The sequence below is a fragment of the Streptomyces sp. NPDC038280 genome (assembly GCF_055600045.1).
Genome location: NZ_JBVJYZ010000007.1, coordinates 300,240 through 316,876 on the forward strand (window position 1 = coordinate 300,240; position 16,637 = coordinate 316,876).

Consider the following 16,637-nt stretch of genomic DNA (forward strand, 5'->3'; position numbering starts at 1 on the left):
GCCCGCCAGTGGGTCCGTCAATCGGCGGGCAGCCGAACCCTAGACGGTCGCACGGGATCCGGGAACAGGTGGGGTGCCACGCCGCCCCAGACGTCACCTTCTCGTGAGGATTGGGCGCCGGGGGCGAATTTCACAGGCGCTCCACACACGATGGCGCCCGGGGACGAGGTTCAGACGCGCGGCAGCGACTCGGCCGCGATGCCGCCCTCGATGGCGAGGATGCGGTGCAGCCGGGTGGCCACCAGCAGGCGCTGCATCTGGGGCGGGACCCCGCGCAACACCAGGCGGCGGCCGCACCGGCCGGCCCGCCGGTGCGCGCCCATGATGACCCCGAGCCCGGTGGCGTCCCAGGAGTCCAGTCCGGTCAGGTCGAGGACCAGGTCGCCGGCTCCGTCGTCGACGGCCGAGTGCAGGACCGTACGGGCGTCCGCCGCGCTGCGCACGTCGAGGCGCCCCCCGACGACCAGCTCGGCGTGGTCGCCCCTGATGTGCATATGCGCTCCCCGAGAGTTTGGCTTTGCACCAACTGACTGCCGGATGGGCGGGCCAGTTGCGCCTTGTAAGCGAACCGATACCAAATTCACCCGCGGGGGTGAGGTGGGGTCAGTGCTTGTAGAAGCCCTGCCCGCTCTTGCGACCGATGTCACCGGCGTCCACCATCCGGCGCATCAGCTCCGGCGGGGCGAACTTCTCGTCCTGCGACTCGGTGTAGATGTTGCTGGTGGCGTGGAGCAGGATGTCCACGCCGGTCAGGTCGGCGGTGGCCAGCGGGCCCATGGCGTGACCGAAGCCCAGCTTGCAGGCGATGTCGATGTCCTCGGCGGAGGCCACGCCCGACTCGTAGAGCTTGGCGGCCTCGACGACCAGCGCCGAGATCAGCCGGGTGGTGACGAAGCCGGCGACGTCGCGGTTGACGACGATGCAGGTCTTGCCGACCGACTCGGCGAACTCGCGGGCGGTGGCGAGGGTTTCGTCGCTGGTCTTGTAGCCGCGGACCAGCTCGCAGAGCTGCATCATCGGCACCGGCGAGAAGAAGTGGGCGCCGACGACGCGTTCCGGGCGCTCGGTGACCGCCGCGATCTTGGTGATCGGGATGGCGGAGGTGTTGGAGGCGAGGACCGTGTCGTCCCGTACGAGCTTGTCGAGCGTACGGAAGATCTCGTGCTTGACCTCGAGCTTCTCGAAGACCGCCTCGACGACGATGTCGGCGTCGGCGGCGCCGTCCAGGTCGGTGGTGGTGGTGATGCGGGCCAACGCGGCCTCGGCGTCCGCCGCTTCGAGCTTGCCCTTGGAGACGAACTTGTCGTACGACGCCTTGATGCCGTCGGTGCCGCGGGTCAGGGCCGCGTCGGTGACGTCACGCAGGACGACGTCCCAGCCCGCCTGGGCCGAGACCTGCGCGATTCCGGACCCCATGAGTCCGGCCCCGATGACGGCGAGCTTCCTGGCCACGTTCTACCCCTTAACGGCTGTTTACTTTCGGGCTCTCCGGCGGAGGTTAGCGGGCGTGAGGGGTCGTGTGAGCCCGAAGAGATGCGCGTCACGTCTCAGATGACGGACATCACACCGCCGGGGCCCATTCCGTGGGCCGTACCGCGTACTTGAGCACCTTCTCCCCCAGGAGTTCCTCGATCTCGTCGAGGAGGACGAGCGCCTCGCGGGACACTTCCGCTGGTTTGCGCCGCTTGACCATTTCCGTACCGATCCACCCCATGACGGTGCCGTGCACCCAGGCCAGCTGTCCGGCGACGAGGGCGGGAAGCAGGTCGTCGTCCGGCCCGGCCTCCTCGCGCATGGTCGCCTCCAGGTCCGCCAGGAGTTCCTGCTGGATGGCCCAGAGCCGGGAGCGCAGGGTGTGCGCCTCGGTGATCACCCGCATGAAGTCGGCGTAGCCGTCGATGAGACCGACGGCCGGCGAGACGGCTTCGACCTCGGCGCGCAGTTCGCGCAGCACGGCGTCGGCGGCCGACTCCCCCGGCGCGCGGCCGCGCACCCAGCGGGAGAGCCGGTCGACGACTCCCTTGCCGCGGTCGAGGAAGAGGTCCTCCTTGGCCGGGAAGTAGTTGTAGACGGTGTTGACCGACACCTGGGCCGCCTCGGCGATCTCCGCGATCGTCACCGCGTCGAAGCCGCGCTCCACGAACAGGCCCGTGGCCACGTCCGAGATGAGCTGCCTGGTCTGCCGCTTCTTGCGCTCTCTGAGCCCCTCAGCCATGGGTCCATCATAACTTTTCTGGCGTCGGTGAAAATTTGGGGTCGTTGCAAAATTTAAGAGACTCTGTTTTTCTGGGCTCATGGCAATCATCAGTACCGCCGGGCTCGCCCGGACCTTCCAGACGAAGAACGGCCCGGTGGAGGCGGTGCGCGGCATCGACCTGACCGTGCGGCCGGGCGAGATCCTCGGCTTCCTGGGTCCCAACGGGGCCGGCAAGACCACGACCCTGCGGATGCTCACCACACTGCTGCCGCCAACCGGCGGAGCGGCCACCGTGGCCGGCTTCGACCTAGTCCGCGAGCCCGCCTCGGTGCGCGGGAAGATCGGTTACGTCGCCCAGTCCGGCGGCGTCGACCTGAGCGTCTCCGTGCGCGAGGAACTGGTCACCCAGGGACGGCTCTACCGGCTCACCAAGGACGAAGCCGTCGTCCGCGCCAAGGAGCTCGCCGCCGACCTCGGCCTCACCGAGCTGCTCGACCGCGGCTGCGCCGCCCTCTCCGGCGGCCAGCGCCGCCGCCTGGACATCGCGATGGGCCTCACCCACCGGCCCGAGCTGCTCTTCCTCGACGAGCCGACCACCGGCCTGGACCCGGGCAGCCGCGCCGAACTGTGGAAGCTGGTGCGGCGGCTGCGCGACGAGTACGGCACGACCGTCTTCCTCACCACCCACTACCTCGACGAGGCGGACGAGCTGTCCGACCGGCTCGTCGTCGTGGACAAGGGCGCGGTCGTCGCGGAGGGCACCCCCGCCGAGCTCAAGGAGCGGTACGCCGGCTCGCCCGGCGCCACCCTCCAGGACACCTTCCTCGCCATCACCGGCCGCGGCCCCGCCCCCGTCGACACCACTCCCGTGGCCGTCTAGGCCCTTCCCCGAGGACACGACCATGCTTCTCCACGACATCGCGCTGATCTTCGGGCGGTACGCCCGTCAGACGCTGCGCTCCAAGTTCCAGATGCTCTTCGGCGTGCTGATGCCACTGCTCTACCTGCTCTTCTTCGGGCCGCTGCTCACCGAGCTGCCGCTCGCCTCCGAGGGCGACTCCTGGCAGGTACTCGTCCCCGGCCTGCTCCTCCAACTCGGGCTCTTCGGCGCCTCCTTCTCCGGCTTCGCGGTCATCATCGAGAACCAGATGGGGGTGGTCGAGCGGATGCGGGTGACTCCGGTCAGCCGGCTCGCCCTGCTCCTCGGCCGGGTGCTGCGCGACGCCGCGCTCTTCGTCTTCCAGGCCGTCCTGCTGGTCCTCGCCGCGCTGGCGATGGGCCTGCGCGCCCCGCTCGGCGGCATCCTCATCGGCTTCGCCTTCGTCGCCGTCCTGACGGTGGCGCTGGCCTCGCTCTCGTACGCGCTGGCGCTCAAGGTCTCCAAGCCGCAGGAGTTCGGCCCGGTCGTCAACGCCCTGTCCATGCCCTCGATGCTGCTGTCCGGCCTGATGCTGCCGATGGCGCTCGCGCCCACCTGGCTGGACGTGCTGTCGCGCTTCACGCCCTTCCGCTATCTGGTGGACGCGGTGCGGGCGGGGTACGTCGGCGACTACGCGGGGACGGCGATGCTGTACGGGGTCCTGGTCGGCGCCGGGTTCGCCGCGCTCGCCGTGACGGTGGGCACACGTGTCTTCCGCCGGGCCGGAGCGTAACTACGCTGGCCTCATGGTCAATCTGACGCGCATCTACACCCGTACCGGCGACCAGGGCACCACCGCGCTGGGCGACATGAGCCGCACCGCCAAGACCGATCTGCGGATCTCGGCGTACGCCGACGCCAACGAGGCCAATGCCGTCATCGGCACGGCCATCGCCCTCGGGCAGCTCGACGAGGAGGTCGTCAAGGTCCTCGTCCGCGTCCAGAACGACCTGTTCGACGTGGGTGCGGACCTCTCGACCCCGGTGATCGAGGGTCCGAAGTACCCGCCGCTGCGGGTCGAGCAGTCGTACGTCGACAAGCTGGAGGCGGACTGCGACCGCTTCCTGGAGGAGCTGGAGAAACTCCGCTCCTTCATCCTCCCGGGCGGCACACCGGGCGCGGCGCTGCTGCACCAGGCGTGCACGGTCGTACGGCGGGCCGAGCGCTCGACCTGGGCGGCGATCGAGGTCCACGGCGAGACGATGAACGCCCTGACGGCGACGTATCTGAACCGCCTGTCCGACCTGCTGTTCATCCTGGCGAGGACGGCGAACAAGAAGGTCGGGGACGTGCTCTGGGTGCCGGGCGGCGAGCGCTAGGGCCGCCGCGCCCGGCCGCCGGTGGAGGTCCCCGCGGTGCCCCCCGCCCCGGGGGCGAGGACGAGGACGTCGGCCGGAGGGCCCGCCACTACATCCTTCGACGGATGCCCGGCTCCGCCCCCGCGCCGACTCCCCGCCCGTGCCCGGCGTGTTGGATGGACTCGTGACCCTCCCCCGCCCCCACCGCGACGACGTGTTCCTCGCCGTCACCGGATTGCTCGGCGGCGTCCTGCTCTGGGCGCTGGGGCTGCACACCCAGGACCACCGGGACGAGCTGCCGTCCTGGGTGACGCTGGTGCCGCTCGTGGTGACCGCGCTGCTCGAACTGCATCGCAGGACCATGCCCCGTACCGGCCTGATCGTCGGCACCCTGGCGGCCTTGGGCGACCAGTTCACGCAGGGGAACCTGGTCACGGTGCTGATGTTCACGGACCTGGTCTACGCGGCCGTGGTCTACGGGCCGCCCGCGACCGCGCGCCGCGTCCCCTGGACCACCGGGCTGATCACCGTGGCCGCGACCATCACCTACCTGGCCTGGTTCCGTACCCCCGAGGGCCTGCTGCTCGGCATCGTCACCGGCCTGGTGTCCTTCGCCCCCGCGGCCACCGGCGCGATCATCCGCAATCACCGCGAGGCCGCGGAGACCGCCTCGCTGCGCGCCGAGCAGACGGCGCTGCTGGCCGAGATGGACCGCGCCCAGGCGGTGGTCGCCGAGCGCGCCCGAATGGCCCGCGAGCTGCACGACATGGTCGCCAACCATCTCTCGGCGATCGCCATCCACTCCACGGCGGCGCTCTCGCTGGACGACGCCGCCACCACCCGCCAGGCGCTCACCGTGATCCGGGAGAACAGCGTGGAGGGCCTGGCCGAGATGCGCCGGCTGATCGGGCTGCTGCGCGCGAGCAGCGGCGACGGCGAGCCGGCCGCAGCGCCCAGGCTGGCCGGGCTCGACGTGCTCCTGGCGCAGGCGCGGACGAACGGCGCGTCGAGCGGGCTGACGTTCACCCTCGAGGACGAGCGTGCGGAGGATCTCGATCCGCTGCCGGCGCCGGTCGAGCTCGCCGCGTACCGGATCGTCCAGGAGTCGCTGACCAATGCGCTCAAGCACGCTCCGGCCGGACCGGTCACGGTCCGGCTCGTCCGGGACGAGCGGGCGCTGACGGTACGGGTCACCAGCCCGTACGGGGACCGGGACGGGCCCCGCGCGCCCGGCTCGGGGGCCGGTCTGGTGGGGATGCGCGAGCGGGTGGCGCTGCTGGACGGCACCTTCGAGGCGGGGCCGGTCGGCGAGGGCGACGGTACGAAGATCTGGCAGGTACGGGCTGAGCTGCCCGCCAAGGAGAGGACTCCGAGCGCATGACGATCCGGGTAGTGGTCGCCGAGGACCAGAGCGCGGTCCGCGCCGGGCTGGTCCTGATCCTGGGCAGCTCGCCGGAGATCGAGGTGGTGGGCGAGGCCGCGGACGGGGAGCGGGCGGTGGAGCTGGCCCGGGAGCTGCGCCCGGATCTGGTGCTGATGGACGTCCAGATGCCCCGGATGGACGGGGTCACGGCGACGCGCCAGGTGGTGGCCGAGGGACTGGCGGACGTCCTCGTCCTCACCACCTTCGACCTGGACGAGTATGTCTTCGGGGCGCTGCGGGCGGGGGCGGCGGGCTTCCTCCTGAAGAACACCGACGCGAAGGACCTGATCGAGGCGGTACGGACGGTGGCGCGCGGCGAGGGTCTGATCGCGCCGGCGGTGACCCGCCGGCTGATCGCCGAGTTCGCGGCCCCGCGGCGGGTGCCGTCGCCGGACGCACCCGACCCGGCCGTACTGGACGCGCTCACCCGGCGCGAACGGGAAGTCCTCGGGTGCCTGGGCAAGGGGCTGGCGAACGCGGAGATCGCGGTCCGGCTCGACATGGCGGAAGCCACGGTCAAGACGCATGTCAGTCGACTGCTCGGCAAGCTGGAGCTGCGCAGCAGGGTCCAAGCGGCCGTGCTCGCCCGGGAGTTGGGTGTCTGACCCCACCACCTCCCCCATACTTCCACCTATGGTCTGGACCTATTGACGATTGGTCCAGACCTTCCTACGCTCACGGCGCGCACACAGTTCACGGACCACCCCCTCTCTTGTCCGTCCGCAACTTGAGGAGCACCGTTGAGCACTCAAGCTTCCGTGCACAGACCAGGCTTCAGATCCCGTGCCGCCGCGGGACTGACCGCTCTCCTGCTACCGCTCGCCGCGATGGTCGGGCTCGCCGCTCCCGCACAGGCCGCGGCGGCGGCCACCGCCACGTACACCAAGGTCTCCGACTGGGGCAGCGGCTTCGAGGGCAAGTGGACGGTGAAGAACACCGGCACCACCACCCTCAGCTCCTGGACCGTCGAGTGGGACTACCCCTCGGGCACCGCCGTCACCTCGGCGTGGGACGCCACCGTCACCGGCTCCGGCACCCACTGGACCGCCAAGAACGTCGGCTGGAACGGCACCCTCGCCCCCGGCGCCTCCGTCTCCTTCGGCTTCAACGGCACGGGGTCCGGCGCTCCGAGCGGCTGCAAGGTCAACGGCGGATCCTGTGACGGAGGCTCGCAGCCCGGCGACAACCCGCCCTCGGCCCCCGGCACCCCGGTCGCCTCCGACATCACCAACACCTCGGTGAATCTGACCTGGACCGCCGCGACCGACGACAAGGGCGTCAAGAACTACGACGTCCTGCGGGGCGGCACCAAGATCGCCACGGTCACCGGGCTCACGTACACCAACACCGGGCTGACCGCCGGCACCGACTACACGTACACCGTCCAGGCCCGCGACACCACCGACCAGACCGGCCCGGCCAGCGGCGCGGTGAGCGTGCGCACCACCGGAGGCGGCACGGACCCCGGCCCCGGCCCGAGCTCCACCGTCAAGCTCGGCTACTTCACCAACTGGGGCGTCTACGGCCGCAACTACCACGTCAAGAACTTGGTGACCTCCGGCTCCGCCGCCAAGATCACGCACATCAACTACGCCTTCGGCAACGTCCAGGGCGGCAAGTGCACCATCGGCGACTCCTACGCCGACTACGACAAGGCCTACACCGCCGACCAGTCCGTCGACGGCGTCGCCGACACCTGGGACCAACCGCTGCGCGGCAACTTCAACCAGCTGCGCAAGCTGAAGAAGGCCTACCCGAACATCAAGGTGCTGTGGTCCTTCGGCGGCTGGACCTGGTCCGGCGGCTTCGGCCAGGCCGCGGCGAACCCGGCGGCCTTCGCCCAGTCCTGCTACGACCTGGTCGAGGACCCGCGGTGGGCCGATGTCTTCGACGGCATCGACCTCGACTGGGAGTACCCCAACGCCTGCGGTCTGTCCTGCGACACCAGCGGCCCGGCATCCTTCAAGAACCTGATGCAGGCCATGCGCGCCAAGTTCGGCACGGGCAACCTGGTCACCGCGGCCGTCACCGCCGACGCCTCGTCCGGCGGCAAGATCGACGCGGCCGACTACGGCGGCGCGGCGCAGTACATGAACTGGTTCAACGTGATGACGTACGACTTCTTCGGCGCCTGGGCGGCGCAGGGCCCCACGGCCCCGCACTCCCCGCTCACCTCGTACAGCGGCATCCCGCAGGCGGGCTTCAATTCCGCCGAGGCGATCGCCAAGTTCAAGGCGAAGGGCGTCCCGGCCGCCAAGCTGCTGCTCGGCATCGGCTTCTACGGCCGCGGCTGGACCGGTGTGACCCAGTCGGCCCCGGGCGGCACGGCGACGGGTCCGGCCGCCGGTACGTACGAGCAGGGCATCGAGGACTACAAGGTCCTCAAAACCTCCTGCCCGGCTGGGGGCACCTCCCAGACGCAGTCTGGGGGAGGGACGGTCGCCGGTACCGCCTACGCGCACTGCGGCACCAACTGGTGGAGCTACGACACCCCGTCGACCGTCACGTCCAAGATGAGCTGGGCCAAGAACCAGGGCCTGGGCGGCGCGTTCTTCTGGGAGTTCAGCGGTGACACCAGCAACGGAGAGCTGGTGAGCGCGATCAAGAACGGTCTCGGATAACGGGGCACGACGGAGGGGACGGCGCAGCACGCCGTCCCCTCCGTCCTGCCACAGGCATTACGCCACGTTCACCCGCTGGCCCGGAGGCGCCGCCTCGAGCCAGGCCAGAAAGCCGGTGAGCGCGTCCTCGCTCATCGCCAGCTCGACACGGGTCCCCCGGTGCAGACAGCCGAGGATCACGGCGTCCGACAGCAGCGCCAGCTCCTCCTCGCCCTCGGGCATCCGGCGCGCCAGCACCTCGATGGCGGAGCGCTCCAGGACCCGGCGGGGTCGGGGCGCGTACGAGAAGACACGGAACCAGGCGATGCGGTCGCCGCTGTAGCGGGCGACTCCGTACACCCAGCCCTTGCCCGAGAGGTCGGTTTCCTCCGGCACGTTCCAGCGCAGGCTGCAGTCGAAGGTGCCCCCGGAGCGCTGGATCAGCCGCCGGCGCAGGCCGAAGACGAAGAGCCCGATCACCACCAGTGCGACTACCAGTCCGCCCACGAGCAGAGCGAGGAACATCTTCACCGACCTCCTCGCATCGTGCGTAGCGGATTACACCTGCATCTGCATCGCCTCAGCCGCGGCACGGCCCGGAAAATTCCAGGCCCGGCCGCGGCTGAGGGCACAACTCTCGGCGGCGGTCCGCTAGCGGACCGCTACCGCGCGCAACCGGACATCGGCGCGACGCTCGGCGGCGGCGTCCGAATCCGACTTCGCTCGCTCCAGCGCGCGCTCGGCGCGCTGGGCGTCGATCTCGTCCGCCAGCTCGGCGATCTCCGCGAGCAGCGAAAGCTTGTTGTCGGCGAACGAGATGAATCCGCCGTGCACGGCGGCGACGACGGTCTCGCCCTCGCTCGTACGGATGGTCACCGGGCCCGACTCCAGCACACCGAGCAGCGGCTGGTGGCCGGGCATGACGCCGATGTCGCCGGACGTGGTGCGCGCGATGACCAGGGTGGCCTCGCCGGACCAGACACTCCGGTCCGCGGCGACCAGCTCGACGTGCAGCTCAGCAGCCAAGGGTGGCTCCTCGGGTCACCACCCGGCGGTTCGGCCGGGTGTTGGGTCAATTCTAAGGGGCGTACAGAGGGGGGCGGGACGCACCCGCCCCCCTCTGCGAGTCATGGGACTCAGGAGACGCCGAGCTCCTTGGCGTTGGCCTTGAGGTCCTCAATGCCACCGCACATGAAGAACGCCTGCTCGGGGAAGTGGTCGTACTCACCGTCGCAGATCGAGTTGAACGCGGCGATCGACTCCTCGAGCGGCACGTCCGAACCGTCCACGCCGGTGAACTGCTTGGCGACGTGGGTGTTCTGCGACAGGAAGCGCTCCACGCGACGGGCACGGTGGACAACGAGCTTGTCCTCCTCGCCGAGCTCGTCGATACCGAGGATCGCGATGATGTCCTGGAGGTCCTTGTACTTCTGCAGGATTCCCTTGACCCGCGTGGCGGTGTCGTAGTGGTCCTGCGCGATGTAACGCGGGTCCAGGATCCGGGACGTGGAGTCCAGCGGGTCCACGGCCGGGTAGATGCCCTTCTCGGAGATCGGACGGGAGAGAACCGTCGTCGCGTCGAGGTGGGCGAAGGTGGTGGCCGGGGCCGGGTCGGTCAGGTCGTCCGCGGGGACGTAGATCGCCTGCATCGAGGTGATCGAGTGACCACGCGTCGAGGTGATGCGCTCCTGCAGCAGACCCATCTCGTCGGCCAGGTTCGGCTGGTAACCCACCGCGGACGGCATACGGCCGAGCAGGGTGGACACCTCGGAGCCGGCCTGGGTGTACCGGAAGATGTTGTCGATGAAGAAGAGCACGTCCTGCTTCTGCACATCGCGGAAGTACTCCGCCATGGTCAGACCGGCCAGGGCGACGCGCAGACGGGTGCCCGGGGGCTCGTCCATCTGACCGAAGACGAGCGCCGTCTTGTCGATGACGCCGGAGTCGGCCATCTCCTCGATGAGGTCGTTGCCCTCACGGGTACGCTCACCGACGCCCGCGAACACCGACACACCGTCGTGGTTGTTGGCGACGCGGTAGATCATTTCCTGGATCAGAACGGTCTTGCCGACACCGGCACCACCGAACAGACCGATCTTTCCACCCTTGACGTACGGGGTGAGAAGGTCGATGACCTTGACGCCGGTCTCGAACATCTCGGTCTTGGACTCGAGCTGGTCGAAGCTCGGGGCCTTGCGGTGGATCGCCCACCGCTCGCCGATGTTGGCGTTCTCCTCGGGCTTGTTCAGCACCTCACCGAGCGTGTTGAACACCTTGCCCTTGGTGAAGTCGCCGACCGGGACGGTGATGCCCGTGCCCGAGTCGGTCACCGGGGCCTGGCGGACCAGACCGTCGGTGGGCTGCATCGAGATCGCGCGGACCAGGCCGTCACCCAGGTGCTGGGCGACCTCGAGGGTCAGCGTCTTGAGCTGCCCCTCCAGAGCCGGGTCGGCGACCTGGACGGTCAGCGCGTTGTAGATCTCCGGCATCGCGTCGACGGGGAACTCCACGTCGACGACCGGGCCGATGACCCGGGCGACGCGGCCCGTGGCTACGGCCGTCCCGGTCTGCTCGATAGACGTCGTCATTACTTGTCACTCCCCGCGGTCGCGTCGGCCAGGGCGCTGGCGCCACCGACGATCTCGCTGATTTCCTGGGTGATTTCGGCCTGGCGGGCCGCGTTGGCAAGCCGGGAGAGGCTCTTGATGAGCTCCCCGGCGTTGTCGGTCGCCGACTTCATCGCGCGGCGGGTGGCGGCGTGCTTGGAAGCAGCCGCCTGCAGCAGCGCGTTGTAGATCCGGCTCTCGACGTAGCGCGGCAGGAGGGCGTCGAGGACGTCCTCAGCCGACGGCTCAAAGTCGAACAGCGGAAGGATCTCGCCCTTCGTGCCGGTCTCCTCCGCGGCCTTCTCCAGGCTGAGCGGCAGCAGCCGGCTCTGCACAGGAGTCTGGGTCAGCATCGAGATGAACTCGGTGAACACGATGTGGAGCTCGTCCACACCGCCCTCGGCCGTGTCCTTCTCGATCGCCGCGATCAGCGGGGCCGCGACCGCCTTGGCATCCGCGTACGTCGGGTTGTCGGTGAAGCCGGTCCACGACTCCGTGACCTTGCGCTCACGGAAGCCGTAGTACGACACACCCTTGCGGCCGACGATGTAGGCGTCGACCTCCTTGCCCTCGCCGCGGAGGCGCTCGGTGAGCTCCTCCGCCGCCTTGATGGCGTTCGAGGAATAGCCGCCGGCGAGGCCGCGGTCGCTCGTGATGAGCAGAATCGCGGCGCGCGTCGGACGCTCGACCTCGGTGGTCAGGGCGTGGTTCGTCGTCGACCCCGTCGCCACCGCGGTCACCGCTCGGGTGAGCTCGGTCGCGTACGGCGTGGAGGCCGCCACCTGGCGCTGCGCCTTGACGATGCGCGAGGCGGCGATCATCTCCATCGCCTTGGTGATCTTCTTGGTCGCGGTGACGGATTTGATGCGACGCTTGTAGACCCGGAGCTGCGCTCCCATGAGTCAGGTCCCTTCCGTCGTCTACTTGGCGGTGCTGACCGGCGCGTCTTCGCCCAGAAGCTTGCCGTCCGAGGTCTCGAACTGCTGCTTGAAGGCCGTGATGGCGTCGGCGACGGACTGGAGGGTGTCGTCCGACATCTTGCCGCCCTCGGCGATGCTGGTCAGGAGGTCCTTGCGCTCACGGCGCAGGTACTCCAGCAGCTCGGCCTCGAAGCGACGGATGTCGTTGACCGGGACGTCGTCCATCTTGCCGGTGGTACCGGCCCAGACGGAGACGACCTGCTCCTCGACGGGCATCGGCTGGTACTGGCCCTGCTTCAGCAGCTCGACCATGCGCTTGCCGCGCTCCATCTGAGCCTTGGAGGCCGCGTCCAGGTCGGAACCGAAGGCGGCGAACGCCTCCAGCTCGCGGTACTGGGCGAGGTCCACGCGCAGACGGCCGGAGACCTGCTTCATGGCCTTGTGCTGGGCGGAGCCACCGACACGGGAGACCGAGATACCGACGTTCAGGGCCGGACGCTGGCCGGCGTTGAACAGGTCGGACTCGAGGAAGCACTGGCCGTCGGTGATGGAGATGACGTTGGTCGGGATGAACGCCGACACGTCGTTCGCCTTCGTCTCGACGATCGGGAGACCGGTCATCGAACCGGCGCCCATCTCGTCGGACAGCTTGGCGCAGCGCTCCAGGAGACGCGAGTGCAGGTAGAAGACGTCGCCCGGGTAGGCCTCACGGCCCGGCGGACGGCGCAGCAGCAGCGACACGGCACGGTAGGCGTCGGCCTGCTTCGACAGGTCGTCGAAGATGATCAGGACGTGCTTGCCGTCGTACATCCAGTGCTGGCCGATGGCCGAGCCGGTGTACGGGGCGAGGTACTTGAAGCCGGCCGGGTCGGACGCGGGCGCGGCCACGATCGTCGTGTACTCGAGCGCGCCGGCCTCCTCCAGGGCGCCGCGCACGGACGCGATGGTGGAGCCCTTCTGGCCGATGGCGACGTAGATGCAGCGGACCTGCTTCTTCGGGTCGCCGGTGCGCCAGTTGTCACGCTGGTTGATGATCGTGTCGACGGCCAGCGCGGTCTTTCCGGTCTGACGGTCGCCGATGATCAGCTGACGCTGGCCACGGCCGATCGGCACCATCGCGTCGACGGCCTTGTAGCCGGTCTGCATCGGCTCGTGCACCGACTTACGCGCCATGACGCCCGGAGCCTGCAGCTCCAGCGCGCGCCGGCTCTCGGTCGCGATCTCGCCGAGGCCGTCGATCGGGTTGCCGAGCGGGTCGACGACGCGACCCAGGTAACCCTCGCCTACGCCGACGGAGAGGACCTCACCGGTGCGGGTGACCGGCTGCCCCTCCTCGATACCGCTGAACTCGCCGAGGACGATCGCACCGATCTCGCGCTCCTCGAGGTTGAGGGCGAGACCGAGGGTGCCGTCCTCGAACTTCAGCAGCTCGTTCGCCATGGCCGAGGGAAGACCCTCGACCTTCGCGATGCCGTCGCCGGCCAGGCTGACCGTACCGACCTCCTCGCGCGAGGCCGCGTCCGGCTTGTACGACTGGACAAAGTTCTCCAGCGCGTCCCGGATCTCCTCCGGCCGGATCGTGAGCTCCGCCATCTGGGTTCCCTGCTCTCCTTGTTGGGCCCGAAGTTTCTTTGGGGGTCTGGGGGCCGACCCCCAGGAATCTTCTGCAAGTTCTGCACGGCCCAACCGGGCCGCTGGTGATGCTTGTTGAGTTGGTCTGCTGACGGTGTGTCAGCCGGCCAGCCGGCGGGACGCCTCTTCGAGACGGTCCGCGATGGTCCCGTTGATGACCTCGTCGCCGACGCGCACCGCGATCCCGCCGAGGACCTCGGGGTCCACGTCCAGGTTCAGGTGCATCTGGCGGCCGTACAGCTTGGCCAGTGCCGCGCCGAGGCGCGCCTTCTGCTGGTCGGTCATCGGCACCGCCGTGGTCACGACGGCCACCATCCGGTCCCGGCGCGCCGCGGCGAGCCTGGACAGGGACTCGAGTCCCGCTTCCAGGCTACGTCCCCGGGGCTGGGTCACGAGACGGACCACCAGACGCTCGGTGACCGGGTTGGCCTTGCCGCCGAGCAGGCTGCCTACCAGCTCGCCCTTGGCGGCCAGCGAAGCCGCCTTGTCCGTCAGCGCCGAGCGCAGCTCGGGGCTGGACGTGACGATCCGGCCGAACCGGAACAGCTCGTCCTCGACGTCGTCGAGTACACCGGCCTGCTGCGCCGCGGTGAGGTCGGCGGTGTTCGCCAGCTCTTCCACGGAGTCGACCAGGTCGCGCGACTGCGACCAGCGGGAACGGACCATGCCGGAGACCAGGTCGACGGTGTTCCCGCCCACCTGACCGCTCAGCAGTCGCTGGGCCAGCGCGGCCTTGGCCTCACCGGCCTGCGCCGGGTCGGTCAGGACCCGACGCAGCGACACCTCGCGGTTGAGCAGCGCGGTAACGGCGGCCAGCTCGCCGGCGAGCTTCGCCGCGTCGACCGAGGTGTTGTCGGTCAGCGCGTCGAGACGCTCACGTGCGGTAGCCAGTGCCTCGCGGCTCGCTCCGTTCATCGGGCAGCCTCGGCCTTCTCCTCGAGCTCGTCGAGGAAGCGGTCGATGGTGCGGCTCTGGCGGGCGTGGTCCTCGAGGGACTCGCCGACCAGCTTGCCGGCCAGGTCGGTGGCGAGCTTGCCCACGTCCTGACGCAGCGCGGTGGCCGCAACCTTGCGGTCGGCCTCGATCTGGGCGTGGCCGAGAGCGATGATCTCGTCGCGCTGGCGCTGGCCTTCCGCCTTCATCTCCTGGATGAGAGCGGTGCCCTGCTCCGTCGCTTCCTGGCGAAGACGCGCGGCCTCGTGACGGGCCTCGGCGAGCTGAGCCTTGTACTGCTCCAGCACGCTCTGGGCCTCGATCTTCATGGCGTCGGCCTCTTCGATACCGCCTTGGATCGCCGCGCGGCGCTCGTCCAGAACCTTGTTGATGTTCGGGAGGAGCTTCTTGGCGAGGAAGCCGAAGACGATGACGAAGGCGATCAGACCGATGACGAGCTCATCGAGATGCGGGATCAGAGGATTCTGAGGCTCCTCCGCCTGCGCAAGAAGCAGAGCGTTCACATCAGTGCCTTCCGTGAATGGTTTTGGGCTGTCGATCCGGCTTACTGGTAGACGAAGCCCATGACGATGCCGATGAGGGCGAGCGCCTCACAGAACGCGAAACCCATGATCTGGTTGGTGCGGATCAGGCCGGCCGCTTCGGGCTGACGCGCGAGGGCCTGGGTGCCGTTACCGAAGATGATGCCGACGCCGACGCCGGGGCCGATGGCCGCGAGGCCGTAGCCGATCGAGGCGACGTTGCCGACCACGTTGGTCTTGGCGGAACCGTCAGCAGCGAGGTTGACCAGTTCGAGAGCAGCGGACATTTCCGTTACTTCCTTCTCTTTCACGGACCGGTGGGGGTTGGCCACCGACGTCTGTTGGTTCTTGGGGAGGGGCTGGCTCAGTGGTGTTCGGCGAGCGCGCCCTGGATGTAGCTGGAGGCCAGGAGGACGAAGACGTACGCCTGGACGGCCTGGATGAAGAGCTCGAAGCCCGTCATCACCAGGACCATGACGAACGAGACACTGCCGTAGGCGATGCCGATGCCGTTCATCAGGTACCAGGAGGCCAGCGTGAACATCACGATCAGCAGGTGGCCGGCGAACATGTTCGCGAACAGTCGGACCGCGTGCGTGAAGGGCCGGATCAGCAGGTTCGAGAAGAACTCGATCACCACGATGAGCGGCAGCACCCAGCCGAGCGACTTGTCGTAACCGGTGATGTTCTTCCAGCCGCCGACGAAGCCGTGCTTCTTGAAAGTCAGGCCGACCCAGAGCACGTACACGATCGCCGCGAGACCTGCCGGGAAGGCGATCAGGGAGGTGACCGGGAACTGTGCGACCGGGATGATGGACCAGAGATTCATGATCCATACGAAGAAGAACAGCGACACCATGAAGGGGACGTACTTCTCGCCGTCCTTCTTGCCGATGATCTCGTAGACAATGCCGCGGCGAACGAAGTCGTAACCGGCCTCGCCGATCATCTGGACCTTGCCCGGGACCATCTTGGGCTTGTTGAATGCAGCCCAGAAGAAGACGACGACCACGATCGAGCTCAGCAGCGCGAGCAGCATCGGCTTCGTGAACTCGAAGCTGCCCCAGGTGGCGATGGGCTCGTAAAGGAAGGTGTGGAGGCCCGGCGCCGGGAAGCCACATCCGGAGAAGAGGTGGCAATCGGGGTCGAAGGCAAGCGTCTGGTCAGCACTCACCGCGGGCTCCTTCAGCGTGGCGCATAGGTACGGCAACCTCGTTGTGTCGGCGCGGCACGCAGCCGCGGGTCGGCACTGGACTGGTCTTACGGATAAGGGGGCGGCGGTTCGGCATCGTGCCTCGCGCTGGGACAGGCGTCAGCTCGGATGCCCGCGCCCGCAGTGCCGCAGTTGGCACCGGACGATAGCAGGATCGCGAACGGGCATTTATCCCGGCCCTACCCTTCACGTCGACGACCCCGTCTTCTCGGGCTTTTCACCCTTCGGGGACTCGGGTTCGACATAGAGGATCTTTGCCTTCATGTACGCGCGTGCCTGTGCGGCGACCCACACGATGGTCACCGCGAGGCAGGTGAAGGCAAAGGCCTTGAAGTCGAACCACGTCGTGTTCTT

General features: G+C 68.8%; 18 protein-coding genes. 6 read left to right on the forward strand and 12 right to left on the reverse strand.

What is annotated here, in order from left to right; genetic code table 11:
* Window positions 1–170 precede the first annotated feature (170 nt).
* The 3 genes from ACZ7J0_RS17780 to ACZ7J0_RS17790 form a co-directional block, all read right to left on the reverse strand.
* Complete coding sequence (locus ACZ7J0_RS17780; protein ID WP_468706970.1) at window positions 171–494, reverse strand: STAS domain-containing protein; 324 nt, start codon at window positions 492–494, stop codon at window positions 171–173.
* Between the two features lie 109 nt (window positions 495–603).
* Entirely contained in the window at window positions 604–1,452 is an 849-nt protein-coding gene (locus tag ACZ7J0_RS17785; protein ID WP_470888321.1) for a 3-hydroxyacyl-CoA dehydrogenase family protein, read from the reverse strand.
* Window positions 1,453–1,561: 109 nt separating this feature from the next.
* Window positions 1,562–2,215, reverse strand: coding sequence for a TetR/AcrR family transcriptional regulator (locus ACZ7J0_RS17790; protein ID WP_470888323.1), 654 nt, complete (start codon window positions 2,213–2,215; stop codon window positions 1,562–1,564).
* A 79-nt stretch (window positions 2,216–2,294) separates the two neighbouring features.
* Between ACZ7J0_RS17790 and ACZ7J0_RS17795 the strand changes: the two genes are divergently transcribed.
* The 6 genes from ACZ7J0_RS17795 (at window position 2,295) to ACZ7J0_RS17820 (ending at window position 8,458) form a co-directional block, all read left to right on the forward strand.
* On the forward strand, window positions 2,295–3,077 hold the full coding sequence (locus ACZ7J0_RS17795; RefSeq protein ID WP_470888325.1) for an ABC transporter ATP-binding protein: 783 nt from the start codon (window positions 2,295–2,297) through the stop codon (window positions 3,075–3,077).
* A gap of 22 nt (window positions 3,078–3,099) precedes the next feature.
* The gene (locus ACZ7J0_RS17800) at window positions 3,100–3,849 is read left to right on the forward strand and encodes an ABC transporter permease (RefSeq protein WP_470888327.1); all 750 of its coding nucleotides are present in this window, start codon (window positions 3,100–3,102) and stop codon (window positions 3,847–3,849) included.
* Between the two features lie 13 nt (window positions 3,850–3,862).
* A complete protein-coding gene (locus ACZ7J0_RS17805) occupies window positions 3,863–4,435 on the forward strand; it encodes a cob(I)yrinic acid a,c-diamide adenosyltransferase (protein WP_470888329.1) in 573 nt (190 codons plus the stop codon).
* A gap of 163 nt (window positions 4,436–4,598) precedes the next feature.
* Window positions 4,599–5,795 (forward strand): sensor histidine kinase, encoded by a 1,197-nt coding sequence (locus tag ACZ7J0_RS17810; RefSeq protein WP_470888331.1) that lies wholly within the window; start codon window positions 4,599–4,601, stop codon window positions 5,793–5,795.
* On the forward strand, window positions 5,792–6,442 hold the full coding sequence (locus ACZ7J0_RS17815; protein ID WP_470888333.1) for a response regulator: 651 nt from the start codon (window positions 5,792–5,794) through the stop codon (window positions 6,440–6,442). Before ACZ7J0_RS17810 ends, ACZ7J0_RS17815 begins: the two co-directional genes overlap by 4 nt.
* A gap of 222 nt (window positions 6,443–6,664) precedes the next feature.
* A complete protein-coding gene (locus ACZ7J0_RS17820) occupies window positions 6,665–8,458 on the forward strand; it encodes a glycosyl hydrolase family 18 protein (RefSeq protein ID WP_470888369.1) in 1,794 nt (597 codons plus the stop codon).
* A 57-nt stretch (window positions 8,459–8,515) separates the two neighbouring features.
* On the opposite strand, the gene ACZ7J0_RS17825 is transcribed toward ACZ7J0_RS17820, so the two are convergent.
* The 9 genes from ACZ7J0_RS17825 to atpB form a co-directional block, all read right to left on the reverse strand.
* On the reverse strand, window positions 8,516–8,962 hold the full coding sequence (locus ACZ7J0_RS17825) for a DUF2550 domain-containing protein (RefSeq protein WP_470888371.1): 447 nt from the start codon (window positions 8,960–8,962) through the stop codon (window positions 8,516–8,518).
* A 126-nt stretch (window positions 8,963–9,088) separates the two neighbouring features.
* Window positions 9,089–9,463, reverse strand: a complete 375-nt coding sequence (locus ACZ7J0_RS17830; RefSeq protein WP_468706992.1) for a F0F1 ATP synthase subunit epsilon — start codon at window positions 9,461–9,463, stop codon at window positions 9,089–9,091.
* 110 nt (window positions 9,464–9,573) lie between these two features.
* Window positions 9,574–11,025, reverse strand: coding sequence for a F0F1 ATP synthase subunit beta (gene atpD / locus ACZ7J0_RS17835; protein ID WP_470888335.1), 1,452 nt, complete (start codon window positions 11,023–11,025; stop codon window positions 9,574–9,576).
* The gene (locus ACZ7J0_RS17840; RefSeq protein ID WP_468706997.1) at window positions 11,025–11,942 is read right to left on the reverse strand and encodes a F0F1 ATP synthase subunit gamma; all 918 of its coding nucleotides are present in this window, start codon (window positions 11,940–11,942) and stop codon (window positions 11,025–11,027) included. The genes atpD and ACZ7J0_RS17840 overlap by 1 nt, the downstream gene beginning before the upstream one ends.
* Before the next feature lie 21 nt (window positions 11,943–11,963).
* Window positions 11,964–13,556, reverse strand: coding sequence for a F0F1 ATP synthase subunit alpha (atpA, locus tag ACZ7J0_RS17845; RefSeq protein ID WP_469119305.1), 1,593 nt, complete (start codon window positions 13,554–13,556; stop codon window positions 11,964–11,966).
* Window positions 13,557–13,694: 138 nt separating this feature from the next.
* Complete coding sequence (locus ACZ7J0_RS17850; RefSeq protein WP_470888338.1) at window positions 13,695–14,510, reverse strand: F0F1 ATP synthase subunit delta; 816 nt, start codon at window positions 14,508–14,510, stop codon at window positions 13,695–13,697.
* Complete coding sequence (locus ACZ7J0_RS17855; protein ID WP_470888340.1) at window positions 14,507–15,052, reverse strand: F0F1 ATP synthase subunit B; 546 nt, start codon at window positions 15,050–15,052, stop codon at window positions 14,507–14,509. The genes ACZ7J0_RS17850 and ACZ7J0_RS17855 overlap by 4 nt, the downstream gene beginning before the upstream one ends.
* Before the next feature lie 41 nt (window positions 15,053–15,093).
* Complete coding sequence (atpE, locus tag ACZ7J0_RS17860; protein WP_266357922.1) at window positions 15,094–15,357, reverse strand: ATP synthase F0 subunit C; 264 nt, start codon at window positions 15,355–15,357, stop codon at window positions 15,094–15,096.
* Between the two features lie 77 nt (window positions 15,358–15,434).
* A complete protein-coding gene (gene atpB / locus ACZ7J0_RS17865; protein WP_470888342.1) occupies window positions 15,435–16,244 on the reverse strand; it encodes a F0F1 ATP synthase subunit A in 810 nt (269 codons plus the stop codon).
* Window positions 16,245–16,637 lie beyond the last annotated feature (393 nt).